We start from the raw sequence: 16,627 nt of genomic DNA, 5'->3' as shown, positions 1-16,627 counted from the left end.
CGTATACGTATGATCACCCAGGTTACAAAAGAGCCAGTCATCACAAAGGTAAAGAAACCCCGGCCCAAACGCGGCCTATCTGAGCGTCAGGAAGAGCGAATGTTTTGGGTTTTTATTTCTCCTTGGGTAATTGGGTTTTTGGCATTTTCCGGCGGCCCCATCATCGCTTCCCTGTTTCTGAGTTTCACAAAATATAACGTGATGTCTGCCCCAGTATTCGTCGGTTTGAAAAACTTCATCGATCTCTTTCAGGATCCGATTTTCTATAAGTCGCTTGGCGTGACGCTGTATTACACGGTGCTGTCCGTACCGTTTGACATCGTTTTGGCCTTGCTGTTGGCCGTACTTTTGAATCAAAAAGTAAAAGGACAGGCGTTCTTCAGAACGATTTTCTATGCGCCTTCCATTGTTTCTGGCGTGGCAATTTCGTTCCTGTGGTCGTGGTTGCTTAATCCGGTGTTTGGCGTTGTAAACTACTTGCTGTCCTTCCTTGGCATACACGGTATCCTGTGGTTTTCCGGTATCCGCACCGTTGTCCCTTCGTTTGTACTCATGACGATGACGTCAATAGGCGGCACTATGATCATCTTCCTCGCAAGCTTGCAAAGCCTTCCAACAGATGTTTATGAGGCCGCGGCATTAGATGGTGCAAGTAAGTTTCAGCAGTTTATCAAGATTACTGTTCCACTCATTTCCCCTGTCATACTCTTCAACGTGATTATCGGTATTATCAATTCTTTTCAGGTATTCACTCAAGCCTATGTGATCACACAAGGTGGTCCGAACTACAATTCATATTTCTATGTCTACTACTTGTTCGATACAGCATTCAACCAATTCCGCATGGGCTATGCATCTGCACAGGCATGGATACTGTTTATTATCGTTGCTTTGCTGACGTTCTTGTCGCTCCATGTTTCAAAGAAATACGTGTATTACGGAGATTCAGCACACGGAGGGAATTAAGATGGCAAGAGAAATGAGTGCAAAATATTCACCTGGTAATTTGAGTACGCCGGGCAAGGTGACCGTTTATACGCTTTTAATCATAGGATCCGCATTTTTCTTGTTTCCGGTTATTTGGATGCTCGCAACATCTCTAAAAACGCAAGGGGCTGTCAGCCTCATGCCTCCGCAATGGATTCCGCATCCGTTTCGTTGGCGCAATTTTATTGATATTTTTACTGTCGAACCAGTTGGAAGATATCTCTTAAATACAGTTTGTTACTCGCTTGTGTGTGTGGTCGGATCGACCATCTCTTGCGCACTTGTTGCGTTTGGCTTCGCAAGGCTGAGGGCCCGAGGAAAGAACATCATTTTTGGCCTCGTCTTGGCGACCATGATGGTGCCGGCGCAGGTCACGATGATTCCGCAGTATTTGGAATTTGTCAAGCTTGGCTGGATCAACACATATCTGCCTTTAACCGTTCCGGCATTTTTTGCGGTAAGTGCCTTTAACATTTTTCTATTGCGTCAGTTTTTTGCGGGAATACCTCGAGAACTTGACGAAGCTGTCAAAGTTGACGGTGGTGGGTACTTCACCACTTTCTTCCGCGTGATTTTACCGTTGTCAACCCCTGCTTTGGCTACGGTAGGGATTTTAGAATTTATGGCGCGGTGGAATGACTTAATGGGACCGCTAATTTATTTGAACACGACAAATAAGTTCCCGATCGCGCTCGGATTAGCAAACTTCTCGGCAGCATTCGGTGCTACACCGTGGAACCTGTTGATGGCCGCATCCGTTGTCGCGGTGATTCCACTTCTGATTCTGTTCTTCTTGGCGCAGAAGTATTTTATTAAAGGCATTGTCATTAATGCATCGAAGTAAGTGTTGATAGGAGGGGCTGTCTCAAAGTGATTGTATATGAGCTTAGGGCCAGCCCCTTGGTGCAGTTTATGCGCCGTGCTACGGAGCAGTTATTGGTATATTGGAGGGAACGGTTAACGATCCGGGATGTACCACACTCGGGAAACAGCTGTTCACTGACGGCGTCCCGGAAGTCGATTGCGCTAAACCTCCCCTAAGTGCTGAAGGTCTAGTGTCGTGTCTTCAAAATTCCCTGCAGAATTACTTCTAGTCCCCAGCGAAAGCGCTCTTTCGCTTCCGTATCTCCAGAGAACAGTTCCTCTTTAAGACTTGCGATGAGGGGATAATGTACCGGATTGACCATCTGGAACGATTGCTTTATGACTGACATGTGGTCATTTCCATCTTGCTTCCAAGATACGTGTTCAAATGCTGTAGAAGAGACGTAAAACAGAAACAAATCTGCACCCCACGCCGCAGCCTTCGACGAAACTCCTCCCTCATACAACGCGGAGAGAATAAATTCGATCAAGCGAAGTGAGTTCGTTCCCATCGGAATCGTGGTGAGTGACAACTCTGCGAGTCCTGGTTGTTCGAATAACAACATGAGATACGCATCAAGCGCATCAAACAGCCTCTCTTTCCAAGAGCCCTCTGCTGAAGTAGGCAACACTAACTGACCAAGACCGTAATCCAATACAAAGGCACACAGCTCTTGAAAATTCTTAACGTAGACATACAGGGAAGAGGGGCCCGTGTCTAGCTCCTTTGCTACCCTACGCATACTTATCCCCTGTATGCCTTGTTTCTTAAGCAGCTCGTAGGCCGTCTGCACGATAATTTCGCGGCTTAGAGGATCCTTGGCTGGTCGAGTTCTCCGACTTTTAATACCTCGAGTTGGATTCATCATATGTCCTTTATACCACGCGTAGAAAGTTACAGAAAATGTTCTGCTTCGAACATAGTTCGTCTCAGTCTGGTTGGCGATAACTGTTCATCAAATTGGTCAGTTTAACCGCCGCGTCGTCAGAGAAACACAATTTCAGGTTATCATATGACTCCCGCGCCTTCTTGGACGAATACTCGTACATCCTTTCCTCGTACGCCTCAATTGCTTTAGTTAAATCATCGAACTCGATGATGGACCGCCCCAGCTCCAAAGCATCCAACATAGCCAGGTTTACACCTTCTCCTGCAACGCCTGTTGAATTCGGCTAAATCCGGGTGATTCTCGGCCACATTCAAAACATTGAGCTCTACCATGGTAAGACCTGTGTATTCGACGTCGGTATCCGAGAGTAGGGTACGAACACGAGAGAATGCTCCGTCGGCTCCGACAAGAAAATGCACGGTATCGGTAACCCCGTTCTCGAAATGAAGCTCAGTCATACCATTCTCGAGAGAAATCGCCCGGTCCAGTTTATATCCATATTTGATGCAGTCGGAGTCAAGGGCCGCTCAACAGCAGATCGCAGAGCGTACCTCGGTCAATTTCAGGCCGCTCCCCTTTTTCAACCGGTTCAGTAACTTCATCGATATAGATTTTTCCGGTTTTATCTAGGATACGAAAATCCTCACCTTCGTAGCGCACAAGCTCCTGAAACTTATCATATAGCCCCGCCTCCTTAATAGCTCGTTGCCCGGATTCTTCGTGAATATCTAGAGATCCTCCTCTTTCGCTGCTTTTGTCATGTGGCTCTCGCTCGTACACAACAGGTTGAATTCCGTGACGCTGCAGAATCAGGGCCAACGTCAGTCCACCTGGCCCTGCTCCGATAATCGCAATACGGCGTTGTTTCGTAGATGTGTTCTTCATCCCGTTCAACTCCTTAGGTGATTGTCAAAACACCGACTTCTGTATAACCAAATGCGTAGCCCAATTGCTGAACAGATTAATGTTCCGGTAACGCGATTAATCCGGTGAGAAAGGTATGTGATCGTAACCGTAATCCGGAAAGACGACATGTTCTAGTGGCGGGAATAGTCATGGACTTTAGCAACAACTCATTTACAGCAAAACGAACACTGTTCGTAAAGAACGGTGTTCGTCTCTCGGAAAAGCGTATCGACCAAGATAATTAAAACGTACGACTGATAAGCCTTGCGTCAATGGAGCAAGCCCTCTTGACGACTAGGAACATTGCATCGCGTCGTGCGCAATTCTTGCGTAATGTAATGTCGTACTCTACCATTACTTAGACCATCTAAGCAAGGCCCCTACAATTTGTCTGATTTTTCCATGTTTCATTATCTTAACAATCCATTAGCAGGATTATTAAACGGACACGGAGAACTAATTGATTGAAGGCCGTGAGTGACTTTTGACTTGCACCGATTGGGTAAAACGGGAATCCTTCGGAGGTGTACTCGGTGGATAACGTCTTGGGGGCACTTGGTGTCATTAAGGGTAATCCGGATCAAACACGCCTAATCACACCTTACGTTGATGGTGTGAAAGCAATGTCCGCATTCCTCGGGTCTGCTACCCGTAAAATGCGAACAATCATTTATTCGGATACCTTAGCGATTTATTACGACGATGTCATCGCTGCAAAATCACGTGGGATCGACGTGAAGATTATCTTTGATCACAGTCAATCTCAAGGTGCGTATGAAAACCCACATATTCAGCAACTTTTAAAAGAAGGTTGGATAGATGGTACTGACTTTGTCATCGGGACAAGTCCTGAGTCTGGACAGATTGTCCACCTTAAATCAACGTGGATTGATGATCGCTATGTTGAAGATGGCAGTTTGAATTACTCCCCCTCCGCGTTCAAACAGATAAACAGTGTATCAATTTCGGACTGGCCAGAGTACGCCTCCTACCTTGACGGAATTTTTGGTCAGCTGTGGCAATGGATTTTGCAAAATGAACCTCAGTATCAGGTCTGACGCTCAGCATAGATTCATTGTTCACAAGGCTGGGTGCACGCAGGAAACCCACGATGACAAAGAGGCGAAGTATCGAAACCTCGAGTATTGTTAGCATATAAGGACGGCGGCGAGACTTTGAGTGATGTTGCTTCCTTCCCATCCCGACACAAAGACACAGCTCGCCGCAGCTTCCTTAAAATGACCTCCTTCTATACTCCTGAAATGCTCGGATTCTACCAACATAACGCCCAAATAAATGGACGTTAAAGGAGTAAGGAGAGAAAGGGCCTGAACGTACATATTCCAACATTGCCATTTACAATTACAAACAAATAGAAGCTGTTGCCATGAGCGATTTACCTCGCAACGAACGCTACACTGTATCAAGGAATGGGAAATCAACGGTAACTGCAGTCCCATACCCTAAGCCGGCTGACGAAGTGCTTATTGCCATTGGAACGAACGGTTGAATTATTGACGATATAAGTCCAATTCCCACTTTTACTGCAGTCGAACTTTCCACATTTCTTGCACAAGAGTCTAACTGACTACTGGACATGCCTGCTGGAGTTCGTATGACTTTATATGAATAATTTAACCCGTTACCTAACCGAACTTTGGAGTATATCCTTAAAATGTTCGGCTGCTTTAGAAAGGCGCCGGTTTTTCAGCCATATAAGCGCCGTATCCGATTTTAACAAAGGTGTAATTTCGGCGTATTTTAACGTTCCCGTGGGTCTCAACTGTATTGCTAATTTCGGAACAATAGCTATCCCTATACCTGAGTCTACTAACGTTAGCAATGTTGCAACATCTGGACTTTCACAAATAATTTTAGGGTTGAAATCAAAAGCCTGGCACGTCTCAACAAACATTTCAAATATGCCTTTCCCCCCTTGGCCGTGCAAAACCATGAGAGGATACTTTTCCAGTTCCTTTATACAAATTGTAGGTGTTGCAAAAACATGCCAACCATTCGGCTGTACAGCCACTAAGGGTTCAGCATTTAAACGAATTATGTTTAAATTGTCGGACTCTAAGGGCAGTCTCGTTATCCCCAAATCAATGGTTTTAGCTTGCAGCAATTCTTCCACCCTGTGAGAATCCCCTTCCCACAATCGAAAAGTTACGGCAGGATATTGCTGTTGAAAAATCTTAATTGCTTTCGGTAAATAAGACACACATGACATCACTGTACCTATCGAAAGTTTTCCACGAATGCCGATACCTTGCTCCTTTACTTCGGAGAGCATTCCGTCTACAGAGTTTAATATTTCGTTCGCCCTGTAATAGAAAGTCGCTCCAGCCTGCGTGAGCTCAATGCTCTTGTTGTTGCGCTCGATTAATGTTACACCGAGTTCCTCTTCGATTGCTTTCAGTTGCAGGCTTAACGCCGGTTGTGCCATGTGCAGCTTATTTGCAGCGCGTGTGATTTGACCTTCCTCCACGATTGTTACAAAGTAGAGAAACTTTTTTAAGTCCAAATCGTTCGCCCTCTATCATTAATAAAATTTATGAACAACATTGATTATATATATTTTACGTATGGTTGAGCAAGTGATAGCGTAATTGGCGTACCAACAACATGATGGCTTGGATTCAATTGGGTCAAGCGAACTTGTCCGAGTCGTCCAGTTGAACTTATTCACAAAGGAGATGTCGTGCATGGCTTACAGAGATTTACGTTCCTTTCTGGAAAAGCTCGATGCGGAAGGGCAGCTTTTGCGTGTTACACAACAAGTCAATCCCGAGCCAGATCTAGGCTCGGCTGCCCGTGCTGTCAACAACCTTGGTGACCAGGCTCCTGCACTGCTTTTCAACAATATTCTCGGCTACAATAATGGACGCGTTGCACTCAACGTGCATGGTTCATGGGTAAATCATGCACTGATGATGGGACTGCCGAAGGATACCCCAGTCAAAGAGCAGTTTTTGGAATTCGCACGTCGTTGGAGTAATTTTCCTATTCCGGTCGAAAGGGTTGACACAGCGCCGTTTCACGCCAACGAGATAACGGAAAACATAAACCTTTTTGATATACTCCCTCTGTTCCGTTTGAATCGTGAGGACTCTGCTTGTTTCATTGACAAGGCTTGTGTCATCAGTAGAGACCCTGACGACCCTGATAATTTTGGAAAACAAAATGTAGGAATATATAGAATCCAGGTAAAAGGTAAAGATCGACTCGGCATTCAACCCATTCCTACACACGACATTGGTATTCATCTGAGAAAAGCCGAGGAGCGCGGGGAAAACTTACCGGTAACCATAGCCATTGGAAATGAGCCTGTGATTACTACCATTGCAGGTTCACCTCTTACTTATGAGCAGTCAGAATACGAAATGGCAGGTGCGATTCAAGGTGAACCATACAGAATTGTCCGTTCCAAGCATTCCAACTTGGATATTCCCTGGGGTGCAGAGGTTGTACTCGAAGGCGAGCTAATTGGAGGTTATCGGGAATTTGAAGGTCCGTTTGGAGAGTTTACGGGTAGCTATTCAGATGCTCGACATCAACCAATCATTCAAATCAAGGCAATTTACTTCCGAGATAATCCCATATTTGAACATTTGTATTTAGGAATGTCACCGACTGAAATGGATTTTATAACCAGCATAAACACATGCGTCCCCCTTTATCACCAATTGAAAGAGGCATTCCCTGAAGTTCAGGCCGTCAATGCCAACTTTGTGCAAGGATTAGCGGCCATTATCTCTACAAAAACCCGATTTGGGGGTTTTGCCAAAGCCGTTGGCATGCGCGCTATGACGACACCTCACGGATTGGGTTATTGCAAGCTGGTAATTGTTGTCGACGACTTTGTCGATCCGTTTAACTTACCCCAAGTTATGTGGGCATTGTCCACCCGAGTTGCCCCAGATAAAGATTTGGTGGTCATTCCAAATGCATCTGTGTTGTCGCTAGACCCGAGTTCTGACCCCCCGGGTATCACACACAAACTAATTATCGATGCCACTACACCAAAGGCACCAGAGACTCGAGGAGAAACATTTGCTCCAACAGTAGAGCCACCTCGGGACACGGCGAAATGGGAGACAATCTTAAAACAATTGATGAACAAGTAAAGGAGCGGATTAGCATGAATACTTGCCCTCGTTGTGATTCAAACGAGACAAAGATTCTCTGTGAATCACCTGTAAAAGGATGTTGGATCATGTACGTCTGTCCAGTTTGTACATTTACATGGAGATCGACGGAGCCAGAATCGATCACGAATCCAGAATTATATAACCCACGATTTAAGGTGAATCCGTCGGATATGAGCAAGTACCAAATCCATCCCGCAATTGCTCTAAGAAGAAGTTAGAGCTCCTGAGAAGGTGACAGACGTGAAAATTATCGTAGCAATGACAGGCGCAACGGGAAGCATCCTAGGAATTAGGTTGTTGGAGGCGCTTAAGGATTGTGGCATCGAGACGCATCTCGTGATGTCCGAGTGGGCCGAGAAAACAATGCGAATCGAGACGTCCTACCACCCGGACGATGTAAAAAAACTTGCGTCCCATGTGTACGCGCCAGACAATCAAGCATCTCTCATTTCAAGTGGCTCGTTTCGTGTCGATGGGATGGTGATTGCTCCCTGTAGCATGAAGACGCTCGCGGCAATCCGTGTCGGTTTTGCCGATAGTTTGATTCCGAGGGCAGCTGATGTCATCTTAAAGGAACGAAAAAAATTGGTGCTTCTCCCCCGGGAGTTACCAATAAGTAGCATACACATTGAAAACATGCTCGGGCTTTCCAATGCTGGCGCTGTCATTTTACCACCGATGCTTACGTTCTATAACAAACCGTCAACACTAGATGATGTCATTAACCATGTAGTGGCTCGTACGATGGATCAATTCGGAATTGAACATAACTTAGCCAAAAGATGGCTTTCTCATCAATAGCAATGTCATCCGGATGAGGGATATCCCTTCACCCGGATGACTTTATATTATAGAGGGACGGAGGGACGACACGTGGAGGACTCTAACCAGATTGAAAAACGAAAAAATGATCATATTCAAATTAACTTGGAATATGACGTTTCGAGTAAAGGTATTACTTCAGGCTTAGACAGATACCGTTTCGATCACAATGCATTGCCCAATATGAATCTAGAAGATGTCGATACCAAGGTGAAATTTTTGGGGCATGTACTTCGGTTGCCACTCTTGATTTCTTCTATGACAGGTGGGAACGATTCAAGGAGAACAGATCAATCGACATCTTGCAATCGCGGCACAAAACTTTGATATCGCTTTAGCGCTTGGCTCGGGTAGAGTTGCCCTTAGTAATCCAGCAACCGTAAAGACATTTTATGTACGCAAAGAAGCACCAGACGTATTATTATTTGCCAATTTGGGTGCAGTCCAATTAAATTATGGATGTACGGCAAAACAATGTGCGGAACTGGTGGAATTAATGGAAGCAGATGGGCTGATCCTACATCTCAATCCCCTTCAAGAAGCAGTACAACCTGAAGGAAATACACATTTTGAAAAATTAATCGATCGGGTCTCTGAAGTCTGCGCCACACTTTCGGTGCCAGTTATGGTCAAAGAGGTTGGTTGGGGACTATCCGCCGAGGTAGTAAAGTCTCTTTATCAAGCTGGTGTTGCTGCAGTAGATGTTGCTGGTGCTGGAGGGACATCATGGAGTGAGGTTGAACGTCACCGTAGTAAACCCGAACAGTCTGCGATAGCCTCTGCGTTTTCCAACTGGGGAATTCCAACCGTGGATGCACTCATACACGCACATAATAGTGTTCCAAATATCCCAATTGTAGCAAGTGGAGGTATACGCAATGGGATTGACGCTGCAAAGTGTTTAGTCCTTGGAGCTACAATCGCTGGCATGGCCTCACATTTTCTGAAGGCCGCAATTGAATCAGCGCAAGAGGTCGAAAAGGTTATACGTGTATTTGAACAGCAATTGCGTATCACTATGTTTTGCACAGGAAGTAACAATATTGAATGTCTGCGAAAAGAACGCCTGATTTCGATATATTAATACACCCGTGAGGTGAAGTTTGTATGATAAAAGGCTTTACATTTGTCGAATTACCGGTCAAAAACCTTGAAAGTGCCATTCCGTTCTACCGAGAAACGTTGGGGCTTCAAGTTTCCTATATGGATAATGTGAGAAAATGGTGTTTATTTACAATCCCTGGTTCGGACACGGGATGTGCATTGTACCAGTGTACGGACAGTTCTATATGTGCAGAGCCCAATCATTCAGTTCACATAGTTGTACAGGTTGAAAACCTTGAAACAACAATAGCGGCGCTATCGGCTCAGGGAATCGAAACCGAACCTATACGTGTACACGAAGGTGAACATTTTCTAATTTCCGGATTTTTAGACCCGGAAGGTCACGTGTGGCGTATTTGGACGCCATTAGCTTGTACCTCGTGATAGGTTTCTTTCCCCAAGTTGTACCTAGCTTAGCTAGGCGCACTATTGAACTAACCCAGCTAAACCGATCTATCTCTCCGTGTTCGGAAATAATCGTTGCCGCGATTTTTCCGCCAATACCAGGGATAGATTGGATAATCTTATATTCTTCAATTTCCATGGCGAGAGCATCTATCTTCTTCAGTGCAATCCCGCATTGGAACAACCAAAGAAAAAGGCATTATATTACCTGTCGCTAATTTATTATCAACGACAGGCAATCTAGGTGTTTTTTGTCCTCACTTAGGGGTTCAATTCACGAATACCAAAGGCCACTTCTACATTGTTATACACTTATATTTGTAAATCTAGCCATGCAATTTCGTCTGTATTGAGAGATATATCTGCGCCCTGTTGGCACGATATCATCTCATCTTGATTCTGGGGCCCAATGATTGCGCAGGTTGGGAATGACTGATTCAAAACGTAAGCAAGTGCAATTTGAATGGTCGTGACTTGCTTTTTCTGAGCAAGCACTGTTGCTCTTCGATAACGTTCCCAATTGTCATCATTATAGAAAACGCGTACCAAATCGCTGTTGCTTCGATCTTCCGGTGAATACCTTCCCGTAAAGAAACCGCGTGCTTGGGACGACCATGAGAGCACTGGTAGTCCAGTACGTTCATGCCAGTCAATGGTTTCCCGGTCCGCCGACACGCAACCTGCCCAGTACGGTTCTATAGCTTTTGCTAAACTAAGGTTTGGGCTACTGAAGGAAAATCCCCTAAGTCCATGTGTACTAGCATATTTATCAGCATCTTCCAAACGTTTCCACGTCCAATTTGAAGCACCAAATGCGTGAATCCTCCCTGCATCCACGTGTTCATTGAGGGCTTCCAAAATTCTGCCTACTTCAACTGATGGGTCATCTCGATGGAGCGCGTAAAGATCTACATATTCTGTCTGAAGACGTTCCAAGCTAATCATCAGTTCTTCATAAATTGCTTCTCTATTTACTCGAGGGCCTTGAGCATTGTGGTGGGCCCCCTTGGTCAAAATGTTCATTTTTTCTCGGTTGTTACGAGATTGTAACCAGAGACCTATAGCCTTCTCACTGTTGCCGCCGACGTAAATATAAGCCGTATCTATCGTATTTCCACCAATTTCTAGATAAGAATCGAGAATCTCACTTACGGTATCCATCTTGTCTGGATGAAAATAGTCAGAGCCCATAATCAATTGTGAGACCGGTTTTTTTGCCCCTTGAATCTGAATTGATTTCATGATCAGTTCTCCTTTCAGCAAGGTACAATTGAAATTCGAGTGCGTTCCTGTGCTGACCTTAAGCAAGCGTCAAGTACTCGCATATTGTGTATCGCATCTACCGAATCAAACCGTAGTGGCTCGTCAAATAAAATACTCCGACCGAAGTTATCCGCTTGCAATGCATATTGATTAAATGTAGCAAACGCCTCTTCTCGACGTTCACCATTTGCAAATACAAAAAGTTTGGATCACCAACAAAAGCATTCGGTACTACAATTCGTCCATCCGTTCCCAAAATCTCCAATGTGTTTCGAAAATCAGCCCACATCCCGCAGTCAAATGTCAAACCCACAGCCCCTGGAAACTCAATCAGACCTGATGCCATCATATCGACGTTATCGTGCTCAGGAGAATGAAACGCTTGAACGGTGGCAGCTTCTGGTTCCCTACCTAAGATTAAGCGAGCGGCACTGATAGGATAACACCCTACATCATACAGTCCTCCTCCACCCATAAATCGTTTGTAACGTACATTATTAGTGTCTTGGGCATTATTGAATGTGAATGTCCCGTGTATACCACGTATATCTCCAATTTCTCCAGAGTCAATGATTGTTTTCATTCGCTCATATCGTGGGTGATGCCTATACATGAATGCCTCAGCTAGTTTCACCTGTGCTCGCTCACAGGCGTCAACCATCTCCTTTGCTTCATGAGCATTAAGTGCAATGGGCTTTTCGCACAATACGTGTTTTCCAGCCTCGGCAGTCATTATTGCCCAATCTTTATGCAAATGATTGGGTAGCGGAATATAAACGGCGTCCACGTCGTTGGACGCCAAAAGGGCATCATAACTATCGTAAACAATCGGTATACCCAGCTTGGCCGCCGTCTCTTTCGCCTTGGATGAATCGCGACTAGCGATGGCGACAACCTCACCTGTTTCAGACTCTTGAATGCCGGGGATCACAGCTTGAGTCGCAATTCTTGCGCAACCTAGGACGCCCCAACGAAGCTTTCTATCACTCATGCTAATCAGTCCAGTCTTCATAAATGTGTGTCTGTAAATTGGTAATTAAACTTCTGACCAAATATCTAACTGCTATTTCGCTGAGTAGTACATTAATACATTATTGCGAAAATAAAAACATTATGAGATGATCATTTTACAGCAGACAGCTTCCTGGCAGTACAAATATACTTGCGAAATTACCGATTATATTGTAAATGGTTCCTTGAAAGAAGTGTACACCAAAAGTAAAAAAAGTAGCTACATGGATGACATCTATTTGAGAGCGATTACATAAAGTGTAGAGGATCCTCGGTTTCCAATTAAAAAAGTATATTCACACATATTAAACACTGATCATAGCGTGTGATATAAGGAGGCGAAAGTCTATGTCGATTGTATCTCTTAAGTCGGAAGTGGGATCAAAGAGAGCGGATACTTGGAATCAAATCAAGAAACACAGATCAATTTACCTTTTTATTTCACCATTTTTTATTCTGTTCTTTGTCTTTGGCTTATTTCCCATCATCTTTTCTCTGTACTTGTCATTTCACGCATGGGACGGTCTATCTCCAATGAGATTCATCGGCTTTAAAAATTTTCAACTTCTACTAACAGATACTGAGTTTTGGGATTCAGTAAAAAATACATTCATTATCTGGTTGGAATCGACCATTCCAATGCTGTTCTTTGCATTGGTTATCGCCTTCTTTTTAAACAGTGCATTTGTTCGACTGAAGGGATTTTGGAGATTTACATTTTTTCTCCCGAATATTACATCCATCGTCGCAGAAGCAGTATTGTTTAGTGTATTTTTCAATACAAAATTCGGAATATTCAACTTTATATTAGGAAAGTTTGGTATGCACGCTATCGATTGGCTCGATGTAAACGGATGGTTGCAATTGGCTATTGCTATACTGGTTATTTGGCGTTGGACAGGGTATAACGCGATAATTTATTTAGCTGGGCTGCAAGCCATTCCGACGGACCTCTACGAAGCAGCACGTATTGACGGTGCATCCACTGTACAGATATTCTTCCGGATTACAATTCCACTACTTCGCCCTATCATTTTCTTCACTGTGATCATGTCTACCATCGGTGGAATGCAAATTTTCACCGAACCACAGATTCTTACGAATGGAACAGGTGGGCCAGGTCTTGGCGGTAATACCATGGTTCTATATCTTTATAACCAAGCTTTTACGAATCATTTGTTCGGATACGGCTCCGCCATTGGCTGGGCACTATTTATTATTATTCTCGCATTCTCTCTACTAAACTCACTCGTAATAAATAAAATAGCCAAGCAGTAATAATTGTTATTAACTATTTTTGGTTAGTAAATGTTTTTTACAAGTTATTATTCCAAACACAGTTTTAAGGAGTGGTAGAGAATGCTACGGGTTAATGATAGTAAGAGAGCCTCGATAGCGAAACTGTTTCTCTACGTGTGCTTAGCTATATGGCTCATATTTTCCATTTTCCCATTTTATTGGTTGATTGTATCAGCGACACGCGACACCTCCTCCATCTTCGCGTATCCACCACATCTAACATTTGGTAATCAATTTCTGAGCAACGCTCATCAGCTGTTTTTAGCAATCCCATTTCTTAAATCGATGTGGAATAGCCTATACGTCGCTGTGTTATCTACTGGATTGAGTCTCTTCTTCTGTTCATTGGCAGGGTTCTCATTTGCCAAGTTTAACTTCCCAGGAAAGAAAGTACTGTTCCTAATCATGTTAGGTACAATGATGATTCCCGCACAGCTGAATATGGTCCCCTTATTCGTTGTTATGAAATCACTTCATTGGGTAAATACACTAACCGCACTGATCGTCCCAAGCGCAGCAAGTGCATTCGGTATTTTTTGGATAAGGCAGTCATGCGAATCGTCTCTTCCCGATGATTTGTTGCACGCCGGACGCATAGACGGTTGTGGAAATTTCCGACTCTATTATCATGTAGCACTACCAACACTGCGGCCCGCTTTGGCAGCTTTGGGTATCTTCAACTTTATGGCTGCCTGGAACGATTACATGTGGCCACTGGTCATCCTCAACGACCCAAACAGATACACGCTGCAAGTAATGTTGTCTACACTAAATGGAATTTATTTTAAAAATTATGGCATGGTCATGGTGGGGACATTATTTGCAACCATTCCTCTGATTATCTTGTTCTTTATATTTAGTCGAAAACTGATGGGTGCAGTAACTATCGGTGCAATTAAGAGTTGATTTGAATTCCATGAAAAAGCAATTATTAGAGATTGGAGGGGTTTAAATGCGTAGGTTGCACTTGTCATTAAAACAGCTACGTCTTGCTTTTATTGCCTCCATGTTGGGACTAAGCTTTGCCGTCACCGGGTGCGGTCAATCCTCGAGCACTTCCAGTGGCAAAAAAACTGTGATCACACTGTGGTACTGGTCTGATTCATTAAGTCCGCAGGAGTTGAACGCAGTCAGTAAACAATTCCCCAATGTAGAACTTAAGGCTGAAGAAATAGGCGGAAACTTTGAAGAGAAGCTTATCTCTGCTATGTATGCAGACGATGCTCCAGACATCACTGCGATTAACTCTGATAATTTCGTTGCGACTATGGTACAAGATCACGACCAATTTGTTAATCTATTACAATACCCAGAAGTCCGTGCTGCTGAGAAACTTTACTTACCATGGAAATGGAATCTCGCTTCAACACCCGATCATAAGTATCAAGTCGGAATTCCTATTGATACAGGACCGACTGTCCTATACTACAATACCAAATTATTTAAGGAAGCAGGCTTGCCCACGAGTCCTGCTCAGGTATCGGCAAAATTAAAGACGTGGTCCGACTACCTTGCTGCTGCCAAACAAATGAAAGAAAAAATCAATGTTCCGATGTTTGATAATGTTTATACAGTCTACGAGGCAGCATTGGACCAAGGAAATCAATATTACTTTAACTCGATGATGAAGCCTATTTATGCCACCAACCCGGTCGTCAAAAACGCATGGAACCTTGCTGTAGAAATTCACCAAGATGGGCTTGTTGAAAATGTTTCGCAATGGACTACAGCATGGAGTGCCGCCGCAGCACATGATGGCTTTGCCTCGTTTATTGGTGCAAGTTGGATGGTACCTCAACTAGAACAATCGGATACTCGACAAGGCGTATGGAAAATTGCGGCAGCTCCTGGCGGTCCATCAGATCAGGGTGGCTCGTTCTTAGGGGTTACCAAGGATTCCAAACATCCTGAGTTAGCAGCACAAATCGCCCTGTGGCTAATGAATCCTAAGAATCAGACCGAAACCTATCCGTCTCTCGGATTATATCCGTCGACACCAAGCTCCTATAAATCACCTATTATGAATCAGCCGTCTGCATATTTTGGTGGAGAGGACATCAACACATACCTATCAGCGTCTGCAAAGGACATCAAGGTGGGTTTCGACAGCCCCTATGACAGCACGGTGGATACAATTTTTTCACAAGCTCTATCTTTGGTTGCGTTGAGTAATGAGAATCCTAAATCGGCTTGGAACAATGCGGTCCACCAAGCAAACCAGCAGTTGGCCCGAGAACTCGCTTAAGGCTAGAAAAGACGGACGTAGGAATAAGAGGGGAATGAACTATGACATCAAGTGCCTTCTTCCAACACCTTAATGGGCTCTTCACATGGGTATATCGACTAGCATACGTAACAATCTTGTGGTGGATGTTCGTCATCGTTGGCGTTGGTGTGGTGGGAATATTCCCCGCCAGCGCTGCAATGTTTTGCGTCATGAGAAAGTGGATTCTACTCGATCCTGACATCGCCTTGTTTAAAGAGTTCTGTTCGGCATACAAGAGGGATTTCCTAACGTCTAACATTGCGGGGTACTCCATGACCGTCATAGGTGCAGTCCTTGCGTTAAATATGCATTTTCTTGTCATGCATCACAACGCCGTAACATCTATAGCTATTGGCTGGCTCACTATCGTGTCTGGTATTTACGTAATCATGTTCTCGCTCATGTTTCCAATACTTGCCCATTTTAATCTTGGCCCCTTAGCAGGTATCAGATATTCCTTTGTATTGTGTATAACCAGTCCGCTTCGCTCTCTATCACTGTTAGGAGCCATTATGATATTGATTATTGCTACTGTGACTATAGGTGGTCTTGTATCGATTTTCTTTGTGTCTATCATTGCCTTTGTTGTAATTCTCATTACGTACTATAAAAATCCAAACTTCGGTAAAATTTATGAACTCCGCTCGTAGAGAGGTGTG

Annotated in this window: 16 protein-coding genes and 3 pseudogenes; 13 read left to right on the top strand and 6 right to left on the bottom strand. The window is 44.2% G+C overall.

What is annotated here, in order from left to right; all coding sequences use genetic code 11:
* Positions 1-9 precede the first annotated feature (9 nt).
* Both NZD89_RS12695 and NZD89_RS12690 read left to right on the top strand, forming a co-directional pair.
* Positions 10-966, top strand: coding sequence for a carbohydrate ABC transporter permease (locus tag NZD89_RS12695; RefSeq protein WP_268008053.1), 957 nt, complete (start codon positions 10-12; stop codon positions 964-966).
* 1 nt (position 967) lies between these two features.
* A complete protein-coding gene (locus NZD89_RS12690) occupies positions 968-1,831 on the top strand; it encodes a carbohydrate ABC transporter permease (protein WP_268008052.1) in 864 nt (287 codons plus the stop codon).
* A 208-nt stretch (positions 1,832-2,039) separates the two neighbouring features.
* On the opposite strand, the gene NZD89_RS12685 is transcribed toward NZD89_RS12690, so the two are convergent.
* Positions 2,040-2,720 (bottom strand): TetR/AcrR family transcriptional regulator, encoded by a 681-nt coding sequence (locus NZD89_RS12685; RefSeq protein ID WP_268008051.1) that lies wholly within the window; start codon positions 2,718-2,720, stop codon positions 2,040-2,042.
* Between the two features lie 61 nt (positions 2,721-2,781).
* Positions 2,782-3,626, bottom strand: a pseudogene (locus NZD89_RS12680) (FAD-dependent oxidoreductase).
* 554 nt (positions 3,627-4,180) lie between these two features.
* On the opposite strand from NZD89_RS12680, the gene NZD89_RS12675 reads away from it, so the two are divergent.
* Entirely contained in the window at positions 4,181-4,705 is a 525-nt protein-coding gene (locus NZD89_RS12675; protein WP_268008050.1) for a phospholipase D-like domain-containing protein, read from the top strand.
* Between the two features lie 584 nt (positions 4,706-5,289).
* On the opposite strand, the gene NZD89_RS12670 is transcribed toward NZD89_RS12675, so the two are convergent.
* Positions 5,290-6,171 carry a LysR family transcriptional regulator gene (locus NZD89_RS12670; RefSeq protein ID WP_268008049.1) on the bottom strand — a complete coding sequence of 294 codons (882 nt, stop codon included), beginning with the start codon at positions 6,169-6,171 and terminating at the stop codon, positions 5,290-5,292.
* Between the two features lie 181 nt (positions 6,172-6,352).
* On the opposite strand from NZD89_RS12670, the gene NZD89_RS12665 reads away from it, so the two are divergent.
* The 6 genes from NZD89_RS12665 to NZD89_RS12640 all read left to right on the top strand — a co-directional run bounded on the left by NZD89_RS12665 (position 6,353) and on the right by NZD89_RS12640 (position 10,108).
* On the top strand, positions 6,353-7,774 hold the full coding sequence (locus tag NZD89_RS12665) for a non-oxidative hydroxyarylic acid decarboxylases subunit C (protein ID WP_268008048.1): 1,422 nt from the start codon (positions 6,353-6,355) through the stop codon (positions 7,772-7,774).
* Positions 7,738-8,016, top strand: a complete 279-nt coding sequence (locus NZD89_RS12660) for a non-oxidative hydroxyarylic acid decarboxylases subunit D (protein ID WP_431308606.1) — start codon at positions 7,738-7,740, stop codon at positions 8,014-8,016. The genes NZD89_RS12665 and NZD89_RS12660 overlap by 37 nt, the downstream gene beginning before the upstream one ends.
* Positions 8,017-8,029: 13 nt before the next feature.
* Positions 8,030-8,599, top strand: a complete 570-nt coding sequence (locus tag NZD89_RS12655; RefSeq protein WP_499709996.1) for a UbiX family flavin prenyltransferase — start codon at positions 8,030-8,032, stop codon at positions 8,597-8,599.
* Between the two features lie 72 nt (positions 8,600-8,671).
* On the top strand, positions 8,672-8,947 hold the full coding sequence (locus NZD89_RS12650; protein ID WP_268008045.1) for a hypothetical protein: 276 nt from the start codon (positions 8,672-8,674) through the stop codon (positions 8,945-8,947).
* Positions 8,886-9,704 carry a type 2 isopentenyl-diphosphate Delta-isomerase gene (gene fni / locus NZD89_RS12645; protein WP_268008044.1) on the top strand — a complete coding sequence of 273 codons (819 nt, stop codon included), beginning with the start codon at positions 8,886-8,888 and terminating at the stop codon, positions 9,702-9,704. The genes NZD89_RS12650 and fni overlap by 62 nt, the downstream gene beginning before the upstream one ends.
* Positions 9,705-9,727: 23 nt before the next feature.
* The gene (locus NZD89_RS12640) at positions 9,728-10,108 is read left to right on the top strand and encodes a VOC family protein (protein ID WP_268008043.1); all 381 of its coding nucleotides are present in this window, start codon (positions 9,728-9,730) and stop codon (positions 10,106-10,108) included.
* A gap of 31 nt (positions 10,109-10,139) precedes the next feature.
* Here NZD89_RS12640 and NZD89_RS30100 read toward each other — a convergent pair.
* The 3 genes and pseudogenes from NZD89_RS30100 to NZD89_RS12625 all read right to left on the bottom strand — a co-directional run.
* A pseudogene (locus NZD89_RS30100) lies at positions 10,140-10,286 on the bottom strand (transposase); the annotation flags it as partial.
* A 155-nt stretch (positions 10,287-10,441) separates the two neighbouring features.
* Positions 10,442-11,371, bottom strand: a complete 930-nt coding sequence (locus NZD89_RS12630; RefSeq protein WP_268008042.1) for an aldo/keto reductase — start codon at positions 11,369-11,371, stop codon at positions 10,442-10,444.
* Between the two features lie 14 nt (positions 11,372-11,385).
* Positions 11,386-12,383, bottom strand: a pseudogene (locus tag NZD89_RS12625) (Gfo/Idh/MocA family protein).
* A 368-nt stretch (positions 12,384-12,751) separates the two neighbouring features.
* On the opposite strand from NZD89_RS12625, the gene NZD89_RS12620 reads away from it, so the two are divergent.
* From NZD89_RS12620 to NZD89_RS12605, 4 genes are all read left to right on the top strand, one after another.
* Positions 12,752-13,681: a carbohydrate ABC transporter permease gene (locus NZD89_RS12620; protein WP_268008041.1), complete on the top strand. Its 930-nt coding sequence runs from the start codon at positions 12,752-12,754 to the stop codon at positions 13,679-13,681.
* An 81-nt stretch (positions 13,682-13,762) separates the two neighbouring features.
* Positions 13,763-14,608 (top strand): carbohydrate ABC transporter permease, encoded by an 846-nt coding sequence (locus NZD89_RS12615; protein ID WP_268008040.1) that lies wholly within the window; start codon positions 13,763-13,765, stop codon positions 14,606-14,608.
* Positions 14,609-14,654: 46 nt separating this feature from the next.
* Positions 14,655-15,947 (top strand): ABC transporter substrate-binding protein, encoded by a 1,293-nt coding sequence (locus NZD89_RS12610; protein WP_268008039.1) that lies wholly within the window; start codon positions 14,655-14,657, stop codon positions 15,945-15,947.
* 41 nt (positions 15,948-15,988) lie between these two features.
* Entirely contained in the window at positions 15,989-16,618 is a 630-nt protein-coding gene (locus tag NZD89_RS12605; RefSeq protein ID WP_268008038.1) for a YesL family protein, read from the top strand.
* Positions 16,619-16,627 lie beyond the last annotated feature (9 nt).

Origin of the sequence: Alicyclobacillus fastidiosus, assembly GCF_026651875.1 — a bacterium.
Taxonomy (GTDB): domain Bacteria; phylum Bacillota; class Bacilli; order Alicyclobacillales; family Alicyclobacillaceae; genus Alicyclobacillus; species Alicyclobacillus fastidiosus.
This window is presented reverse-complemented; position numbering and strand designations above follow the sequence as displayed.

What these genes read in the sequence shown, in the direction of transcription:
- NZD89_RS12695 (WP_268008053.1), top strand. Translation starts at nt 10, where the DNA reads ATGATCACCCAGGTTACAAAAGAGCCAGTCATCACAAAGGTAAAGAAA.
- NZD89_RS12690 (WP_268008052.1), top strand. Translation starts at nt 968, where the DNA reads ATGGCAAGAGAAATGAGTGCAAAATATTCACCTGGTAATTTGAGTACG.
- NZD89_RS12685 (WP_268008051.1), bottom strand. Translation starts at nt 2,720, where the DNA reads ATGATGAATCCAACTCGAGGTATTAAAAGTCGGAGAACTCGACCAGCC.
- NZD89_RS12665 (WP_268008048.1), top strand. Translation starts at nt 6,353, where the DNA reads ATGGCTTACAGAGATTTACGTTCCTTTCTGGAAAAGCTCGATGCGGAA.
- NZD89_RS12660 (WP_431308606.1), top strand. Translation starts at nt 7,738, where the DNA reads ATGGGAGACAATCTTAAAACAATTGATGAACAAGTAAAGGAGCGGATT.
- NZD89_RS12640 (WP_268008043.1), top strand. Translation starts at nt 9,728, where the DNA reads ATGATAAAAGGCTTTACATTTGTCGAATTACCGGTCAAAAACCTTGAA.
- NZD89_RS12630 (WP_268008042.1), bottom strand. Translation starts at nt 11,371, where the DNA reads ATGAAATCAATTCAGATTCAAGGGGCAAAAAAACCGGTCTCACAATTG.
- NZD89_RS12620 (WP_268008041.1), top strand. Translation starts at nt 12,752, where the DNA reads ATGTCGATTGTATCTCTTAAGTCGGAAGTGGGATCAAAGAGAGCGGAT.
- NZD89_RS12615 (WP_268008040.1), top strand. Translation starts at nt 13,763, where the DNA reads ATGCTACGGGTTAATGATAGTAAGAGAGCCTCGATAGCGAAACTGTTT.
- NZD89_RS12610 (WP_268008039.1), top strand. Translation starts at nt 14,655, where the DNA reads ATGCGTAGGTTGCACTTGTCATTAAAACAGCTACGTCTTGCTTTTATT.
- NZD89_RS12605 (WP_268008038.1), top strand. Translation starts at nt 15,989, where the DNA reads ATGACATCAAGTGCCTTCTTCCAACACCTTAATGGGCTCTTCACATGG.